Origin of the sequence: Serratia sp. BNK-4 (assembly GCF_048685115.1) — a bacterium.
GTDB lineage: Bacteria > Pseudomonadota > Gammaproteobacteria > Enterobacterales > Enterobacteriaceae > Serratia > Serratia bockelmannii.
In genome coordinates this window covers 530,650-548,583 of the sequence record NZ_JBLQTM010000001.1, presented here as the reverse complement: position 1 = coordinate 548,583, position 17,934 = coordinate 530,650, and the positions used below count along the sequence as shown (strand labels likewise).

The following is a 17,934-nucleotide window of genomic DNA, read 5'->3' as shown; positions in this document are numbered from 1 at the left end:
CGGGGCGGCCGCGCCGCCCCGTTCCACAGTTAGAATTTCAGCGCCTTGGCGATGTCTTCTTCGCTTTCCGTCGCCGCGTCGATCTGGCTCTGCGCCTTGTTGGAGATCGCCACGAACGGCAGATAAATCACGGTGGCGACCGCCAGGTTGAACAGGCTCAGCAACATGGCCATGATGCTGCCGTTGGTGTTGAAGAATGCCCCCAGGCCGACCGGCATGGTCCAGGGCGCAATGTTGGTGATCGGCGGGATCAGCCCGGAGTAATAAGCCAGCGAGGTGATAATGGTCAGTACCGGCTGCACCAGGATGAACGGAATGAACATCACCGGGTTCATGATCACCGGCAGGCCGAACAGAATCGGTTCGTTGATCTGGAAGATGCCGGACGGCGTCGCCAGCTTGGCGACCTGGCGGTAATCTTCGCGGCGCGAGGCGATGAAGATGGCGATGATCAGGCCCAGCGTCGAGCCGGTGCCGCCAAGGTAGATGTAGGAGTCGACGAACGGTTTCGCCCACATATGGAACTCTTTGCCGGCGGCCACCGCCGCTTCGACCGAACCGTATTTGTTGTACAGCTCCACGTTTTCCAGCGCGAACGGCGTCATGATGCCGCTGTCCAGCGCCGCCAGCGCCATGGAGCCGTGCACCCCGAAGAACCACAGCAGCGAGGAGAACAGCACGTAAACCCAGCCCACCACGCTGCCCATCTTGGCCAGCGGCGCCGAAATGCCGTCCATGATGATCTGGTGGAAGTTGGTGCCCCAGTGCGCCAGCGCGAACGCCACCAGCCCCATGATGGAGAGGATGATGAAACCGGGGATCAGCGCCGAGAAAGAGCGCGACACCGAAGCCGGCACGCTGTCCGGCAAGCTGATCACCCAGTTGCGCCGTACGATGAAAGCAAACATCTCAGCCACCGCCAGCCCGATCACCATACCGGAAATGATGTTGGCGCCGCCCAGCCAATTGGCGCCCACCGCATAGGCCTCGCCGACGTTGAACGGCGTGACGGTCATGAAGGCCGCCACCGCCAGCAGCGCCGAGGCCAGTGGATCGACCTTGCGCTCTTCGGCCAACGCCATGCTGATAAAGAACGGCGTCATCAGGGACATGATCCCTAGCGTACCGTTATAAACGCTGCCACCAATACTCTTCAGGCTATTGAGCGTCTCGATGGTGGAGGCGTCCAACCTTACACCCAACGAATAGAAAAACGATCCCTCGCCGAAGCTCAGGAACACGTTGTTGATCAACACGAACATCGCCCCGGTCAAGGTCAGCGGCATCAGGCGGATAAAGCCGTTCTTGATGGCGTTGACATGGGGCTGCTTACCGATTTTTACGGCGAAAGGCAGGATAACCTTCTCGAGCGAGGCAATGAGGGTATTCACGGCGGCCTCCTGTTATTGATTGGCTTTCTTGATGGCGGCCACCGCGGCCTTCAGTACGCCCAGCCCATCGACCTTGCCGTACAACAGCGGATCGATGACTTCAACAGGTTTATTGGGCAGCTGTTTCTGCACTTCCGGCAGGGTGTAGGCGATCTGCGGCCCCAGCAGGATCAGATCCGCTTCAACGCCTTTCTCCGCGGCCAGCGCTTCCGGATAGGCGGCGATGATCACCGGCACTTCATATTTTTCGGCCTGCGCCTTCATTTTTGATACCAACAGGGAAGTGGACATACCGGCAGAACAAAACAGATAGATTTTTTTCTTTTCCATACCAAGCACCTCAGATAATCAAAAAAACCCGGTGTTATTTGTATGCCAGATGCAATCACGATTGCTTCACGCACATTCCTTATGAAAATTTCCGTCACGTTGCCCTGGTTACAGACAGTATACGGAGCATGAAAAAAGGATCGGTAAGCCAGAAGGAGACAGAACCGTCTCTCATTGACCTGATGGATTGACCCTCTTCACATTTCGCACAAAAAAATAGTGTGACCGGGCTCTCAAACAACCGATAAAAACTCAGAATATTCGTAATAAATAATCAAATGACAATTATAAACAGCAAGTTATGAACTCGCTGGGAATTTAAGAGGTTATTTGCGCCTGAACAAACGGCGAGGGAATAAAAATAGTTCAAGCTTGATTCGGCTGCTGCCATCCGAACGCGACGGCAGCAGGCAAAGAGGATTACATGGGCAGACGCAGCAACTCGATCACCGTGGCCAGCGCCACGGAATGGTTCCTGCGGTTGGGGTAATAGAGGTAAAAACCGGGAAACGGCGTACACCAGTCGGCCAGCACCCGCCGCAGCCGCCCGCTCGCCAGGTATTCTTCCACCTCCTGCTCGATGGCAAAAGCGATGCCGACGTTCGCCAGCGCCGCCTGCACCATCATCCTGCCGTCATCGAGTATCAACGGGCTGTTAACCGCCACAGAAAATCGCTGCTCCCCCTGCTGAAAAGCCCATTTGTAGCGCTCGCCTGAAGAGGCTTTGCGCCAACCGATGCAACGGTGCTGCAGTAAATCCCGCGGATGCGTCGGCTCGCCGTGCCGCTGAAAATAGTCCGGCGTGGCGACGATGGCGAAACGCAGATCCGGTGTCAGGCGCACCGCGCGCATATCGTTATGCAGGTCCTCACCGAGCCGGATGCCGGCGTCAAAACCTTGCTCGACGATATTGGCGAACCCCTCGTCCGCCACAACTTCCAGCGTAATGCCGGGGTATTCGCTGGCCAACCGCCCCAGATGCGGCACGATGGCGAGATCGATCGCAGAACGCGGCGCGTTGATGCGCACCAGGCCGCGCGGCCCTTCGCGAAACGCATTCAGGCTCTCGAGCGCGGCGTCGATGTCGGTAAAAGCCGGCACCAGCTGCGCCAGCAGATGCTCTCCGGCCTCCGTCGGCGAGACGTTGCGGGTGGTGCGGTTCAGCAGGCGAATGCCCACCTGCGCCTCCAGTTCGCGCAGGGTGTGGGTCAGCGTCGGCGGCGTCACGCCCAATCGGGCGGCGGCGCGGCGGAAGCTGCGTTCACTGGCGATAGCCACGAAGGCCGCCAGGCCGGACAGTTCGGGTTTCTTCATGCTATTGATATAAATTATCTAATAGTGAGATGAATTTTTAGCGGATAGTTATCCGTCATCTAACAACATAGCATTGCGATCGAACCCATTACCAGGTATCGATGCGATGATTAATGCTACAGCTCCAACCCATGAAACGCCGCGCCGTCTGGCAGACAAAGTCGTACTGGTGAGCGGCGGCGGTACCGGTATCGGCCGCGCTGCGGCGCTGGCCTATGCCCGCGAGGGCGCCAAAGTCGCGCTGGTCGGCCGGCGCGCGGCGGAGATCGAAGCCACGGCGCGCGATATCGCGCTGGCCGGCGGTGACGCCCTGCCCATCGTGGCCGACGTCTCCCTGGAAGACGATATCCGTAGGCTGCTCGCCGCAGTGACCGCCCACTACGGCCGGCTCGACGTCGCTTTCAACAACGCCGGCATCATCGGCAACTTCGCCCCCATCACCGAACAGAGCAGCGAGGATTTTGACCGCGTGATCGCCATTAACCTCAGAGGCGTCTGGCTGGCGATGAAATACGAGATTGAAACCTTCCTGGCACAGCATTCAGGCGGCGTGATCATCAACACCTCCTCCTGGCTGACCCACGGCGCGCTGGCCGGCTCATCCAGCTACTCCGCCAGCAAAGGCGCGCTCGATGCGATGATCCGCGCGGTGGCGCTCGAATACAGCGGCCAGGGCATCCGCGTCAACAACATCAACCCCGGCATCATCGACACGCCGATGGCGCGCGGCAGCGTGGCCGACAGCGCGGCGTTCGCGCCCTTTATCGCCCATACGCCCGCCGGCCGCTTGGGCGAATCAGAAGACATCGGCGATGTGGCGCTGTGGTTGGCGACGGACGAGGCCCGCTTCATCACCGGCCAAAGCCTGTTGGTGGACGGCGGTTACACTATCGCCGGCATGCGTTGAGGAGACGATGCCATGAACTACGTTCGGCTTGGCGACAGCGGCCTGCAGGTGTCCCGCCTCTGCCTGGGTTGCATGACCTATGGCGATCCGGCCTGGCGCCCCTGGGTGCTGAAGGAAGATGAAGCGCGCCCCTTTATCCGCGAAGCGCTGGAAGCGGGCATCAATTTTTTCGATACCGCCAACATTTACTCCGGCGGAGAAAGCGAGCGCATTCTCGGCCGCGCCCTGAAGGCGTTCGCCCGCCGCGAAGACGTGGTGATCGCCACCAAAGCCTACTTTCCGATGGACGCGCAGCCGAACAGCCGAGGGCTGTCGCGCAAGCACCTGCTGCAGAGCGTCGACGCCTCTTTGCAGCGGCTGGGGACGGATTACCTCGATCTGTTTGTGCTGCACCGCTTCGACACCGAAACGCCGATCGAAGAAACCACCGATACCCTCGACGGCCTGGTGCGGGCGGGCAAGATCCGCTATCTCGGTGCCTCCTCGCTGCACGCCTGGCGCCTGATGAAAATGCTGGCCTTTCAACGTCAGCACCGCCTGGCGCCGTTTATTTCGCTGCAGAGCCAATACAACCTGGTGACGCGTGAAGATGAAGAGGAGCTGATCCCGCTGTGTCTGGAGGAGGGGCTCAGCCTGACGCCCTGGTCGCCGCTGGCCCGCGGCGTGCTGGCCGGCTCCGGCAACGCCGGCACGCTGCGCGCCGCCACCGACGAACAGGCGCCCCGTTGGTACGGCGGCAGAAACGAAGTGGAACGCACCGTCGCGGCGGTAGCGGAGGTGGCGGCCACGCGCGGCGTTCCACCGGCGCAGATCGCGCTGGCCTGGCTGCTGGCCAAACCCGGCGTGGCGTCGCCGCTGGTGGGCATGTCCAAGCCGCACCATCTGCAGGATGCACTGGCGGCGCTCAATCTCAGCTTATCGCCGCAAGACGTGGCCGCGCTGGAGGCGCCTATGGCGCACGCTGCCCGCCCCGATCGCTGGTAGCCCCTTTTCCGTCATTCCAGGAGAGAAGACATGTCATATGCGCTTACCGCGCGAGCAGCGTTGTTCACCCTCGCCGCCGCACTCCCCCTGACCACTCCGGCGCAGGCCGCCACCAATACCCACTGCGCCGAAAGCAGCATGACGCTACCGCCCGGCGCGCTTTACCCCAACGGCATCGCCCGCGCGGCGGACGGCACGCTGTATGTCGGCCTGATCACCAGCGGCAACGTGCTGCGCAAGCGGCCGGGTAAAGCGTGGGAAACCTTTTTCCCTGGCGCTGACACGGTGTTCGCCTCAAACGCGCTGCGGCTGGACGAACGGCGCGGGTTGCTGTGGGGCAATTCGCCGGACTTCCTTTCCGGCGGCAAATCGCGCGCCAACCGCATCTATGCGCTGAATGTCGCCGATGGCACGCTCAACCGCAGCCTGGCGCTGCCGACGGGGGAAATGGGCAACGATATCGTGCTCGGCGCAGACGGTACGGTGTACGTGACAGAAACCCGAGGCGGCGGCATCCTGCGCCTGCGGCCGGGCGAAGCGGCATTCAGTACGCTGTTTCAGGATGCGCGATTGGCGGCCCCCAGCGGGCTGGGCGCCGCCGGGATCGTGCTGCTCGACGATCGGCTGATGGCTGTCGCCAATTTCGGCACCGGTAAGCTTTATACCCTCAGCTATAACGATCCGCAGCCGCAGCTGACGGAAATGCAGCTGCCGCGCCTGATTGAAAACCCGGACGGAATGGGATTGGCGCCGGACGGCGCGCTGATCGTGCTGGAAAACGGGATCCAGAGCGGCCAAGGGCGGATCCTGCGGATCCCGTCACCCAAGGCGGCAGGGATGCACCAACTTGAGGTCTTGCGCGAAGGCATGGAGTCGCCGGTTAACCTGACTATCACCCCGCAAGGCTGCGCCTTCGTCAGCGAGTCGCGTATCCGCCACCGTCTGCTGCCCGGCCATGAAACCGAAGTGCCCGACAGTTTCCGCCTCTATCAACTGCCCCTGCCTCTCACCGCCGCGCAATAAAGTCGCCGCCCCACTGCGGGCGGCGACTTGCGTTGTTGCCCGCAGGCGAACGACAATCTCGCTGCGTTACAAACCGGCCTTGCGCAGCGCTTCCCATTTTTACCTGTGACAGCCGATTGCCCGCTAGGCTAGTATAAGCGTCTGTGCAAACCTCGGGTTTGAGCGCGCCGTTTGGCGTTTTGATGATTTGATTTGCGCCGCCCGGCAAGCGCTAAAAGGGGCGGCGTCTGCTGAAACAATGTGATAGCGAATGACGACAATGAAAATCACAGTTCCTTTTACATTCAATGGATTGGAAAAATAATCGCATGAATAGCACCGATAAACTCGATTCGCACACGCCGATGATGCAGCAGTACCTGCGCCTCAAGGCCCAGCATCCTGAAATCCTGCTGTTCTACCGCATGGGCGACTTCTACGAGCTGTTTTACGATGACGCCAAGCGCGCTTCCCAACTGCTGGATATCTCGCTGACCAAACGCGGCGCCTCGGCGGGTGAACCGATCCCGATGGCCGGCGTGCCGCACCACGCGGTGGAGAACTACCTGGCCAAGCTGGTGCAGCTTGGCGAGTCCGTCGCCATCTGTGAGCAGATCGGCGATCCGGCCACCAGCAAAGGGCCGGTCGAGCGCAAAGTGGTGCGTATCGTCACCCCCGGTACCATCACCGACGAAGCGCTGCTGCAAGAACGCCAGGACAACCTACTGGCGGCGATCTGGCAGGATGCGCGCGGCTTCGGTTACGCCACGCTGGACGTGAGCTCCGGCCGCTTCCGCGTCGCCGAGCCGCAGGATCTGGAAACCATGGCCGCCGAGCTGCAGCGCACCAATCCGGCCGAGCTGCTCTACCCGGAAACCTTCGAACAAATGGCGCTGATCGAACAGCGCCACGGCCTGCGCCGCCGTCCGCTGTGGGAATTCGAACTGGAGACCGCACGCCAACAGCTCAACCTGCAGTTCGGCACCCGCGATCTGACCGGCTTCGGCGTCGAGCAGGCGCACCAGGCGCTGCGCGCCGCTGGCTGTCTGCTGCAGTACGTCAAAGATACTCAGCGTACTTCGCTGCCGCACATTCGCGGCATCACCATGGAGCGTCAGCAGGACGGCATCATCATGGACGCCGCCACCCGCCGCAACCTGGAGCTGACGCAGAGTCTGTCCGGCAGCAGCGACAACACGCTGGCGGCGATCCTCGATCGCACAGTCACGCCGATGGGCAGCCGCATGCTGAAACGCTGGCTGCACATGCCGACCCGAGACATCAAGGTGCTGACCGCCCGCCAACAGGCGATCGGCGCATTGCAGGAGCTGTTCGCCGATCTGCAGCCTTCGCTGCGCCAGGTGGGCGATCAGGAGCGAATTTTGGCGCGCCTGGCGCTGCGTACCGCGCGTCCGCGCGATCTGGCGCGCATGCGTCATGCTTTCCAGCAATTGCCGGACATCCGCGCGCTGCTGCAAGACGTGGACACCCCGCACGTGCAGCAGCTGCTGGCGCAGGTGGGCCAGTTCGACGAGCTGCGCGAGCTGCTGGAGCGCGCGGTGATTGAATCGCCGCCGGTATTGGTGCGCGACGGCGGCGTGATCGCCCCCGGTTACAACAGCGAGCTGGACGAGTGGCGCGCGCTGGCCGATGGCGCCAGCGACTACCTCGACCGGCTGGAGATCCGCGAGCGTGAAAAGCTGGGGCTGGATACGCTCAAGGTCGGTTTTAACGGCGTACATGGCTACTACATTCAGGTGAGCCGCGGCCAAAGCCATCTGGTGCCGATCCACTATGTGCGCCGCCAGACGTTGAAAAACGCCGAGCGCTACATCATCCCGGAATTGAAAGAGTACGAAGACAAAGTGCTCACCTCCAAGGGCAAGGCGTTGGCGATCGAGAAAAGCCTGTACGACGAACTGTTCGATCTGCTGCTGCCGCACCTGGCGGAGCTGCAGCAGAGCGCCACCGCACTGGCCGAGCTGGACGTGCTGGCCAACCTGGCCGAGCGCGCCGATACCCTGAACTACGCTTGCCCGACCATGAGTGAGCAGCCGGGGATCCGCATTACCGAAGGCCGCCACCCGGTGGTGGAGCAGGTGCTGAGCGAACCGTTTATCTCCAACCCGCTCACCCTGTCGCCGCAGCGCCGCATGCTGATCATCACCGGCCCGAACATGGGCGGTAAAAGCACCTATATGCGGCAAACGGCGCTGATCGTGCTGATGGCGCACATCGGCAGTTACGTGCCGGCCACCAAGGCCAACATCGGCCCGGTGGATCGCATCTTCACCCGCGTCGGCGCTGCGGACGATCTGGCTTCCGGCCGTTCCACCTTCATGGTGGAGATGACCGAAACCGCCAACATCCTGCACAACGCCACCGAGCACAGCCTGGTGTTGATGGATGAAATCGGCCGCGGTACCTCCACCTACGACGGCCTGTCGCTGGCCTGGGCCTGCGCCGAGAACCTGGCTAACCGCATCAAGGCGATGACACTGTTCGCCACCCACTACTTCGAACTGACGACCCTACCGGAAAAAATGGAGGGCGTGGTCAACGTGCATCTGGACGCGCTCGAACATGGCGACACCATCGCTTTTATGCACAGCGTACAGGACGGGGCTGCCAGCAAAAGCTATGGCCTGGCGGTCGCCGCGCTTGCCGGCGTGCCGCGCGACGTCATCAAGCGCGCCCGCCAGAAGCTGCGCGAGCTGGAGTCTATCTCCAGCCACACCGCGTCGGGCAGCGTCGATGCCACCCAGATGACGCTGCTGCAGGAAGAGGCCTCGCCGGCGGTTGAAGCCCTGGAAGCGCTGGATCCGGATTCCCTGTCGCCGCGCCAGGCGCTGGAATGGATCTACCGGCTGAAAAATATGGTGTAATCAGGCGCCAGACGCAGGCATAAAAAAACGGTGAGCATAATGCTCACCGTTTTTATTTGATGCGGTTCAACAACCGGCGTTATTCGCGGAACAGCGCCTCAATGCTCAGGCCCTGCATCTGCAGAATCTCACGCAGACGGCGCAGACCTTCAACCTGAATCTGACGGACGCGCTCGCGCGTCAGGCCAATCTCCCGGCCTACGTCTTCCAGCGTCGCCGCTTCATAGCCCAGCAGGCCGAAACGACGCGCCAACACTTCACGCTGTTTGGCGTTCAGTTCGAACAACCATTTGACGATGCTTTGTTTCATATCATCGTCTTGCGTGGTGTCTTCAGGCCCGTTGTCCTTCTCGTCGGCCAGAATGTCCAGCAGCGCTTTCTCCGAATCCCCGCCCAGCGGCGTATCCACCGAGGTGATGCGCTCATTCAGGCGCAGCATGCGGCTGACATCATCCACCGGCTTGTCGAGTTGCTCGGCAATCTCTTCAGCGCTCGGTTCATGATCCAGTTTATGGGAAAGCTCACGCGCGGTGCGCAGATAGACATTCAGTTCTTTGACGATATGGATAGGCAAACGAATAGTACGGGTTTGGTTCATGATCGCCCGTTCAATCGTCTGACGGATCCACCAGGTTGCATAAGTGGAGAAGCGGAAACCGCGTTCCGGGTCGAATTTTTCCACTGCGCGAATCAAACCGAGGTTACCCTCTTCGATCAGATCCAGCAGCGCCAGACCACGGTTGCTGTAGCGGCGGGCGATTTTCACCACCAGCCGCAGGTTGCTTTCAATCATGCGACGGCGGGACGGCACGTCACCGCGCAGAGCACGCCGCGCAAAATAGACTTCTTCCTCTGCGGTCAGCAGAGGTGAATAACCGATCTCACCCAGATAGAGCTGCGTCGCATCCAATACGCGTTGCGTAACGCCTTGAGACAACAGCTCTTCTTCCGCTAAATCGTTCTCGCTGGTCTCTTCTTCTACCAGCGCTTTTTCATCAAACGACTCGGCCTCAGCTCCATTCTCGTCGAAATCCGCATCATCATGTAACTCGTTAACTTTCAGCGTATTTTGGCTCATATGCTGCTCCTACCCGTGATACCGCGAGCAGAATCTCAGCGTATTCTGCCCAATCTATCGCTGCGGAAGATAACGCAGCGGGTTTACGGATTTCCCCTTGTAACGAATTTCAAAATGCAAACGTACTGAACTGGTACCGGTGCTACCCATGGTGGCTATTTTTTGACCCGCCTTCACTTCTTGTTGTTCCCGGACCAGCATTGTGTCGTTATGAGCGTAGGCGCTCAGGTAATCATCATTATGTTTGATGATGATTAGATTACCGTAACCCCGTAAAGCGTTGCCTGCATACACTACGCGACCATCGGCGGTAGCGAAGATAGGCTGCCCACGAGAACCGGCGATATCGACACCTTTATTCCCACCTTCTGATGAGGAAAAGTTATCAATAACCTTACCGTCAGTCGGCCATCTCCAGGTACTGACCGGAGCGCTGTTGCTGACGGTGCTGCTCACGGGTGGAGCGGCTTCCGGCGCGGTAACAGGCGCAGTCGCGGTCCCAACCGCTGCGACACCTGCTGCAGGTAACATCTTACCTACATTCTGTTTACCCGAGTTTTCAGAATACGCGTTAGTTGATTGAGAATCAACCGTTGCCGTCTGGATCTGGGCGCTGGAAGGTGGCTTCGGAACGCCGCCTTTGGTCGCGTCTGTCGTCGCCAACATGCCGCCGCCGCCGTTGGCAGAACCATTACCAAGCTGAATGGTTTGACCAACATTCAGGCTGTATGGCTCGGGAATATTGTTGCGCTGAGCCAGGTCGCGGAAATCATTGCCGGTGATCCAGGCGATGTAAAACAGCGTGTCGCCGCGCTTGACCGTATAAGTTTCACCGCCGCTGTAGCTCCCTTTTGGGATGGCGTTATAACTACGATTATAGACAATGCGGCCCTCTGGGCTGGCCTGCTGCACTCCGCCATTATTATTGCCGGATGGAACGGCGCCGCCGCCCACACTGCTGATAGGGGCCGACGTCGAGGCCGTATTCGTACAACCCGCCAACCACAAACTTACCATCGTACACACCGCTACCCGGCGTAACGTAATCATTGGGCTTCCCGTGCTCATGCTTCCCCCATGACAGCAATATCAGTGATATATCCAAAATACCCTTTACATCGTAGCCGAGCTTTTGCCACTTCCCAGTTTCTGCGATGTAAAGGCGCCGCCGGCCGATCCCTGAACGCCAGGTCATCTCCCGCCGGAGCATCAAAACGCGCGCCAATGCTAACCACATTGGCGTCGCCGCACCATAAGACAACTACGTAGAAAGGCCAATTCTAGTGAAAATTAGCCTGATTGGAACGAGAAAACCTTATCCGCACGTGATGAAAGTGCAACAGATTTTGCAGACGGTCGAAAAATCAGACAATCGCTAGGCCAATTCGCCTTTCACCAGCGGCACAAAGCGCACCGCTTCTACCGCATCGACCACGAAATCGTTGCCATGACGCTGAATGCGTTTGAGGGTTTGGGCCTGCTCGCCCACCGGCAACACCAAAATGCCGCCGTCGTCCAGCTGCTCCACCAGCGCCTGCGGGATCTCCGGCGGCGCGGCAGTGACGATGATCGCATCGAATGGACCGCGCGACGCCCAGCCCTGCCAGCCGTCGCCGTGGCGAGTGGAAACATTATGAAGATCGAGCTGCTTCAGGCGGCGCTTGGCCTGCCACTGCAGCCCCTTGATGCGCTCGACAGAACAAACGTGTTGCACCAGATGCGCCAGGATGGCGGTTTGATAACCGGAACCGGTGCCGATCTCCAGCACTCTTGAGGTGGGCTTCAGATTCAGCAGCTCGGTCATCCGCGCCACCATATAAGGCTGAGAAATGGTCTGGCCAGAGCCGATCGGTAATGCAGTGTTTTCGTAGGCTTTGTGATCCAGCGCTTCGTCGACAAAACGCTCGCGCGGCACCGCCTCGATCGCTCTCAGCAGCTTTTCGTCCCGGATCCCTTGCTGACGCAGCTGCGTCAGCAATGTTTGCATACGCTTGTTCACCATTCCCCGCTAACCTCTGCCTTGGTTAACCATGTTGTCACGACTTCCTGCGCCGCGTAGGCGGTCAAATCCACCTGTAGCGGCGTGATCGCCACATAGCCTTGTTCCACCGCCGCAAAGTCGGTATCCGGCCCGACATCAAATTTATCACCAGGCGGCCCGATCCAGTAGAGATTTTGTCCACGCGGATCCTGCTGGCAGAAGACCTTATCGGCAGGATGGCGGCTACCACAGCGAGTGACGCGCAGGCCTTTGACCTCCGCCAGCGGCAAATCCGGCACGTTGATATTCAGGATTTTTCCGGTGCGTAACGGTTCACGCTGCAGCGCACGCAGGATGCGGCAGGTAATGGCCGCTGCGGTTGCGTAGTGTTGGTGACCGTTCAGAGACACCGCCAGCGCGGGCAGCCCCAGGTGCCGGCCCTCCATTGCCGCCGCGACGGTGCCGGAATAGATGACATCATCGCCTAAATTCGGTCCGGCGTTAATGCCGGAGACGACGATATCCGGCGCCGGGCGCATCAATGCGTTGACGCCAAGATAAACGCAGTCGGTCGGCGTCCCCTGCAGCACCGCGATATCGCCGTTGGCCAGCGTCTGCGTGCGCAGCGGCGACTCCAGCGTCAGGGCGTTGGAAGAACCGCTGCGGTTACGATCCGGCGCCACGACCTGCACCTCGGCGAACTCCCGCAGCGCCGCCGCCAGCACCTGAATGCCCGGGGCGCTAACGCCGTCATCGTTACTCAGCAATATCCGCATCACTGTTATCCTGCTGCATGATTTCGCGAACTACGCTGGTGGCGAAGCTGCCTGCTGGCAGCCAGAAGCGCAGTTCCACGGTAACGTCATCCCACCAGTTCCACTGCAAATTTTGCGGCTGCAACAGCAGGGCCCGACGAGCGGGTTCGACACGCTCGCGCTTTAAAAGCGTAAGCAATTCCGGTTGTTCCGCCAAGCATTGTTGTTCAAAAGCCAAGGCTTTGCCGGCGGTGCCTGGCTCACCGTCGCCCGGCAACGCCGCGGTGACAACCAACTCGCCGGCATCCAGCCGTTGCTGCAACGTCTCCAGCTCATCGGCCTTGGCGACGAACCAGCTGCCGCGGCCGCTCAACTGCAGGGCATCCCCCTCCAGCACGGTGCGCTGCAGGCCGTCGGCCAGGCGCCGGCCGACTATCAGATTGAACAGCGCGCTGCGGCTGGCGGAAAGGTAGAAGCTGCGTTTGCTGCGCTCTTTGACGCGGATTTCGTCGTTTGCCCAGCGACGCGCCATCACCAGATTGTTGCCGCCGCGGCCGAAGCGCTGGCTGCCGAAATAGTTTGGCACGCCCTGCGCGGCGATGGCCTGCAGACGGTTTTCCACGTCCTGACGATCGGAAATGTGGCGCAGCACCAGCGTAAAGTGGTTGCCCTTCAGGTTGCCGATACGCATTTTGCGCAGGTGGCGGGCGAACGAGAGCACCTCGCAGCCTTCCAGCGCAAACTGTGAGAAATCCGGCGTGTCTTTGCCCGGCATATGCAGGCAGAACCACTGTTCGGTCACCGCGTGGCGATCCTTCAAGCCCGCATAGCTGACGGAACGGGCGTGAATACCGGCGAAGCGCGCCAGATAGTCGGCCACGAACTGGGTATTGCAGCCGTTTTTACGGATGTTCACCAGCACATGCTCGCCTTCGCCGTCCGGCGCAAAGCCCAGGTCTTCCACCACCACGAAGTCTTCCGGATTGGCTTTCAACACCCCGGTGCTCTGCGGCCGGCCATGCAGCCAGGTCAGTTTCGCCATATCCATGCGGTTATTCCTTGATCAGCAAGGCGACCGCTTCGCAGGCGATGCCCTCGCCGCGCCCGGTGAAGCCGAGCTGCTCGGTGGTCGTGGCCTTCACGTTGACGTCATCCATATGGCACTGCAGATCTTCCGCCAGGAAGACGCGCATCTGCGGGATGTGCGGCGCCATTTTCGGCGCCTGAGCGATAATCGTGATATCGAGGTTACCGAGGCGGTATCCTTTGGCACGGATACGTTTCCAGGCTTCGCGCAGCAGCTCGCGGCTGTCCGCGCCCTTGAAAGCCGGATCGGTATCGGGGAACAGCTTGCCGATATCGCCCAGCGCCGCAGCGCCCAGCAAGGCGTCGGTCGCGGCGTGCAGCGCAACGTCACCGTCCGAGTGGGCCAGCAAACCTTTGTCGTAAGGGATGCGAACGCCACCGATCACCAACGGGCCTTCGCCGCCGAATTTATGTACGTCAAAACCGTGACCGATACGCATGATGCGCTCCTTAATTGTCTAACTGAGTCAAATAGAACGCCGCCAGCGCCAAATCCTCCGGCCGCGTTACTTTAATGTTGTCCGCCCGGCCGGCGATCAGCTGCGGATGATAACCGCAATGCTCCAGCGCCGAGGCTTCGTCGGTGACGTTCGCACCTTCATCCAGCGCGCGCTGCAGGCACTGCTTGAGCAGCGGCAGCGGAAACAGCTGCGGCGTCAGCGCGTGCCACAGATCCTGCCGTTCGACGGTGTGGGCGATGGTTTCGCGGCCGGGTTCGGCGCGTTTCATGGTGTCACGCACCGGCGCGGCGAGAATGCCGCCGACCTTGCTGTGTGCGGTGATCGCCAGCAGGCGCTCGAGATCGTCGGCGTGCAGGCAGGGGCGTGCAGCGTCGTGCACCAGTACCCAGTCCGCATCGCCCGCCAGTTTAAGTCCGGCCATCACCGAATCGGCGCGCTGTTTGCCGCCCTGAGTGACGGTCACCCGCGGATCCTGGGCGATGGGCAGCCGTTCGAACTGGCGATCTCCCGGGCTAATCGCCACGATCACCCGTTCAATGCGCGGGTGGCGCAACAGGGCATGGATAGCGTGTTCGACGATGCTGTGCCGGCCGATGGTTAAATATTGCTTCGGGCATTCCGCCTGCATGCGGCTGCCGATACCGGCAGCGGGCAGGACGGCAATCACCGAGGGAAAGGTGCCTGCGGAGTGATTCATGCGTTATTTTTGTGCGTTATTTTGCGAGGAAGACGCCGCGTTGCGTCTGGATTGGTCAGGAACCAGACGATAGAAAGTCTCACCGGGCTTGATCATGCCCAGCTCATTACGCGCTCGCTCTTCGATCGCTTCCTGACCGCCGTTCAAATCATCGATTTCGGCAAACAGCTGATCGTTACGCGCTTTCAACTTGGCGTTACTGCCCTGTTGGACCGCAACGTCTTCATTGACTCGCACGTAATCGTGAATACCATTTTTGCCCAGCCACAGTGAATACTGTAACCAACCGAGCAATGCCAGCAATAGCAGCGTAAGTTTTCCCATCTCCGCCCCCTGAAAAACCGACCAATCATCCCACAACTTCTCGTTGGACTCCACACTGAGAGCGGCATTTCAGCGCCAAATTCAGAATACGGATGAAGGGTTCCCGAGTTTATCGCCTAATTCCGTGGTGAAAGCGGCAAAAAAAGCCCCTTTTGCCCGGCACGCGCGGCGCATTTTCCGCTGAGACACGCACTGCCCTTTCCCCATTATGCAGCAAGAACCACTGCATCGCCGCTTGCTGACCCATTTCTTACGCCAAAGCAACGTCAAAAGTGAATATTTAACACCATAGAAAGAATAATTATCATGCAGTGGTTGCACTTTCATTCATTGGAGCTTATTTTTATGCACTCATAGTGCATAAATAATTCCAATATATAACCATTCATTATCGGGGATCGCGATGTTAAAACGTTTAGTTCTGATCGGCGCCTGCCTAGCCGCCACCTTCTCCACCGCCGCGTTAGCGGCTGAAACGACCTACGTCGTCGGCTCCGGCGGCACCTATCGGCCGTTCGAGTTTGAAAACAGCCAAAAGCAGCTGGAAGGTTTCGACATCGACATCATCAAAGCGGTGGCCAAGGCCGAAGGCTTCCAAATCAAACTGATCAATACGCCGTGGGAGGGGATCTTCGCCACGTTGAATTCCGGCGATCGCGACATCATCATTTCCGGCATCACCATCACCGACAAGCGCAAGCAAATGGTTGATTTCTCAGCGCCTTACTTCCCGGCCGAGCAGGCTATCGTGGTGCCGCAAGACTCGACGGTGGACTCCATCGCCGCGCTCAAGGCGCTGAAGGTCGGCGTGGTGAACTCCAGCACCGGCGACATCGTGGTGTCCGACGTGCTGGGTAAAAACAGCACCGCTATCAAGCGCTTCGACAATACCCCGCTGATGCTGCAAGAGCTGTATGAAGACGGCATCGGCGCGGCGGTCGGCGACGTCGGCGTGGCCAAGTTCTATATCAAAACCCACCCTGAGAAAGCCTTCAAGTTGGTGCCCGACGCCAAGTTTGAGCGCCAGTATTTCGGCATCGCCGTCGCCAAAGGCAACGATGAGCTACGCAACAAAATCAACGCCGGCCTGAAGAAAATCGTCGCCGACGGCACCTACGCCAAGATCTACCAAACCTGGTTCGACAGCAACGTACCGACGCTGCCGGCGGAATAATGCCCTGCCGCCGGCGCCCGCATGGGCGTCGGCGCGCCACCGTTTCAGCCTACCAAGAAGGAACACCCTTTGAACTTCCGCTGGGAGATCATCCAGGAATACGCGCCGCTGTTTATGGAAGGCGCCTGGATGACCATCAAATGCACCATTATCTGCGTGCTGCTGGGCACCACCTGGGGCTTGATCCTCGGGCTGGGCCGCTTGGCGCAGGCGCCGCACGGCATCTGGAAACCCATCCTGCATTACGGCGTTCAGTGGCCGGTACGCATCTACATCAGCGCCTTTCGCGGCACGCCGCTGTTCGTGCAGATCATGGTGGTGCACTTTGCATTGGTGCCGCTGTTCATCAATCCGCGCGACGGCCTGTTGGTCACCAGCGGCCTGATGAGCGTCGATTTCGCCCGTGCTCTGCGCGCCGACTACGGTGCCTTTCTTTCCTGCGTGGTGGCGATCACGCTCAACGCCGGCGCCTATGTGTCGGAGATCTTCCGCGCCGGGATCCAATCGATCGATCGCGGTCAGATGGAGGCTTCGCGTTCGCTGGGCATGAGCTACGGCAAGACCATGCGACAGGTTATCTTGCCGCAGGCCTTCCGCCGCATGCTGCCGCCGCTGGGCAACAACGCCATCGCGATCGTCAAGGATTCGTCGCTGGCCTCCGCCATCGGCCTGGCGGATCTGGCCTATGCCGCCCGTACCGTCTCCGGCGCCTACGCCACTTACTGGGAGCCCTATCTGACTATTTCGCTGGTCTATTGGGTCATCACCTTCCTGCTCTCGCTGCTGGTGCAACACATGGAAAAGAGGTTCGGTAAAAGTGATTCGCGTACATAACCTGCAAAAACAGTTCGGCGAAAGCCACGTGCTGCGCGGCATTTCCTGTCAGATCGCCGCCAATGAAGTGGTGTGCGTCATCGGCCCTTCCGGCTCAGGGAAGAGCACCTTCCTGCGCTGCATCAACGCGCTGGAAACGCTCTCCGGCGGCGAGATCGAGGTGAATGGCTTCGCCGTCCACGATCAGAAAACCGACCTGAACAAAATGCGTGAAAGCGTGGGCATGGTATTTCAGCGCTTCAACCTGTTCCCGCACATGACGGTGTTGGAAAACATCATCATGGCACCGGTAAGCGTGAAGAAACTGCCGCGCGCCGAAGCCATTACGCAAGCTGAACAGCTGCTGCGCAAGGTCGGCCTGCTCGACAAGATTGACGCCTACCCCAACAGCCTGTCCGGCGGCCAGCAGCAGCGGGTGGCGATCGCCCGCGCGCTGGCGATGGAGCCGAAGATCATGCTGTTCGACGAACCGACCTCCGCGCTCGATCCGGAGCTGGTGGGCGAAGTATTGGCAGTGATGAAATCGCTGGCCCACGAGGGCATGACCATGGTGGTCGTCACGCATGAGATGGGCTTTGCCCGCGAGGTGGCCGACCGGGTGCTGTTTATCGATCAGGGGATCATTCAGGAGGAAGGCGCACCGCAGCAGATCTTCAGCCATCCGACTAATCCGCGCACTCAGGCATTTCTAAGCAAAGTTTTGTAACCTTCGGCACCGCTTTGCAATCCTT

General features: G+C 60.0%; 18 protein-coding genes. 7 read left to right on the top strand and 11 right to left on the bottom strand.

From position 1 onward, the window contains the following. Positions 1–29: 29 nt before the first annotated feature. The 3 genes from chbC to ACMGGW_RS02525 all read right to left on the bottom strand — a co-directional run bounded on the left by chbC (position 30) and on the right by ACMGGW_RS02525 (position 3,035). On the bottom strand, positions 30–1,391 hold the full coding sequence (gene chbC / locus ACMGGW_RS02535; RefSeq protein WP_016929034.1) for a PTS N,N'-diacetylchitobiose transporter subunit IIC: 1,362 nt from the start codon (positions 1,389–1,391) through the stop codon (positions 30–32). Positions 1,392–1,403: 12 nt separating this feature from the next. Then, entirely contained in the window at positions 1,404–1,721 is a 318-nt protein-coding gene (locus tag ACMGGW_RS02530; RefSeq protein WP_004932561.1) for a PTS sugar transporter subunit IIB, read from the bottom strand. Positions 1,722–2,141: 420 nt separating this feature from the next. Continuing rightward, positions 2,142–3,035, bottom strand: a complete 894-nt coding sequence (locus ACMGGW_RS02525) for a LysR family transcriptional regulator (protein WP_025301628.1) — start codon at positions 3,033–3,035, stop codon at positions 2,142–2,144. A gap of 106 nt (positions 3,036–3,141) precedes the next feature. On the opposite strand from ACMGGW_RS02525, the gene ACMGGW_RS02520 reads away from it, so the two are divergent. From ACMGGW_RS02520 to mutS, 4 genes are all read left to right on the top strand, one after another. After that, positions 3,142–3,942, top strand: a complete 801-nt coding sequence (locus tag ACMGGW_RS02520; RefSeq protein WP_049294839.1) for an SDR family NAD(P)-dependent oxidoreductase — start codon at positions 3,142–3,144, stop codon at positions 3,940–3,942. A 12-nt stretch (positions 3,943–3,954) separates the two neighbouring features. After that, positions 3,955–4,926 (top strand): aldo/keto reductase, encoded by a 972-nt coding sequence (locus tag ACMGGW_RS02515; protein ID WP_197824180.1) that lies wholly within the window; start codon positions 3,955–3,957, stop codon positions 4,924–4,926. 30 nt (positions 4,927–4,956) lie between these two features. Then, a complete protein-coding gene (locus tag ACMGGW_RS02510) occupies positions 4,957–5,949 on the top strand; it encodes a hypothetical protein (RefSeq protein ID WP_265527318.1) in 993 nt (330 codons plus the stop codon). 308 nt (positions 5,950–6,257) lie between these two features. Next, complete coding sequence (gene mutS / locus ACMGGW_RS02505; RefSeq protein WP_197759248.1) at positions 6,258–8,813, top strand: DNA mismatch repair protein MutS; 2,556 nt, start codon at positions 6,258–6,260, stop codon at positions 8,811–8,813. A 79-nt stretch (positions 8,814–8,892) separates the two neighbouring features. Here mutS and rpoS read toward each other — a convergent pair whose 3' ends face one another. The 8 genes from rpoS to ftsB all read right to left on the bottom strand — a co-directional run bounded on the left by rpoS (position 8,893) and on the right by ftsB (position 15,195). Then, positions 8,893–9,891: an RNA polymerase sigma factor RpoS gene (gene rpoS / locus ACMGGW_RS02500; protein WP_004932578.1), complete on the bottom strand. Its 999-nt coding sequence runs from the start codon at positions 9,889–9,891 to the stop codon at positions 8,893–8,895. A 54-nt stretch (positions 9,892–9,945) separates the two neighbouring features. Next, positions 9,946–10,941, bottom strand: a complete 996-nt coding sequence (nlpD, locus tag ACMGGW_RS02495; protein WP_197832156.1) for a murein hydrolase activator NlpD — start codon at positions 10,939–10,941, stop codon at positions 9,946–9,948. A gap of 325 nt (positions 10,942–11,266) precedes the next feature. Continuing rightward, entirely contained in the window at positions 11,267–11,893 is a 627-nt protein-coding gene (locus tag ACMGGW_RS02490; RefSeq protein WP_004932585.1) for a protein-L-isoaspartate(D-aspartate) O-methyltransferase, read from the bottom strand. Beyond that, a complete protein-coding gene (gene surE / locus ACMGGW_RS02485) occupies positions 11,887–12,648 on the bottom strand; it encodes a 5'/3'-nucleotidase SurE (protein ID WP_060434262.1) in 762 nt (253 codons plus the stop codon). The genes ACMGGW_RS02490 and surE overlap by 7 nt, the downstream gene beginning before the upstream one ends. Beyond that, a complete protein-coding gene (truD, locus tag ACMGGW_RS02480) occupies positions 12,629–13,675 on the bottom strand; it encodes a tRNA pseudouridine(13) synthase TruD (protein WP_025301620.1) in 1,047 nt (348 codons plus the stop codon). The genes surE and truD overlap by 20 nt, the downstream gene beginning before the upstream one ends. Positions 13,676–13,679: 4 nt before the next feature. Continuing rightward, positions 13,680–14,153 (bottom strand): 2-C-methyl-D-erythritol 2,4-cyclodiphosphate synthase, encoded by a 474-nt coding sequence (gene ispF, locus ACMGGW_RS02475; RefSeq protein WP_004932594.1) that lies wholly within the window; start codon positions 14,151–14,153, stop codon positions 13,680–13,682. Between the two features lie 10 nt (positions 14,154–14,163). Further along, positions 14,164–14,871, bottom strand: coding sequence for a 2-C-methyl-D-erythritol 4-phosphate cytidylyltransferase (gene ispD / locus ACMGGW_RS02470; RefSeq protein ID WP_197832155.1), 708 nt, complete (start codon positions 14,869–14,871; stop codon positions 14,164–14,166). A 3-nt stretch (positions 14,872–14,874) separates the two neighbouring features. Next, a complete protein-coding gene (ftsB, locus tag ACMGGW_RS02465) occupies positions 14,875–15,195 on the bottom strand; it encodes a cell division protein FtsB (RefSeq protein ID WP_021505314.1) in 321 nt (106 codons plus the stop codon). Positions 15,196–15,598: 403 nt separating this feature from the next. Between ftsB and ACMGGW_RS02460 the strand changes: the two genes are divergently transcribed. The 3 genes from ACMGGW_RS02460 (at position 15,599) to ACMGGW_RS02450 (ending at position 17,909) form a co-directional block, all read left to right on the top strand. After that, complete coding sequence (locus ACMGGW_RS02460) at positions 15,599–16,369, top strand: basic amino acid ABC transporter substrate-binding protein (RefSeq protein ID WP_025301618.1); 771 nt, start codon at positions 15,599–15,601, stop codon at positions 16,367–16,369. A 114-nt stretch (positions 16,370–16,483) separates the two neighbouring features. Then, on the top strand, positions 16,484–17,203 hold the full coding sequence (locus ACMGGW_RS02455; RefSeq protein ID WP_042706788.1) for an amino acid ABC transporter permease: 720 nt from the start codon (positions 16,484–16,486) through the stop codon (positions 17,201–17,203). After that, entirely contained in the window at positions 17,187–17,909 is a 723-nt protein-coding gene (locus ACMGGW_RS02450) for an amino acid ABC transporter ATP-binding protein (RefSeq protein ID WP_043135839.1), read from the top strand. Before ACMGGW_RS02455 ends, ACMGGW_RS02450 begins: the two co-directional genes overlap by 17 nt. Positions 17,910–17,934: the final 25 nt, after the last annotated feature.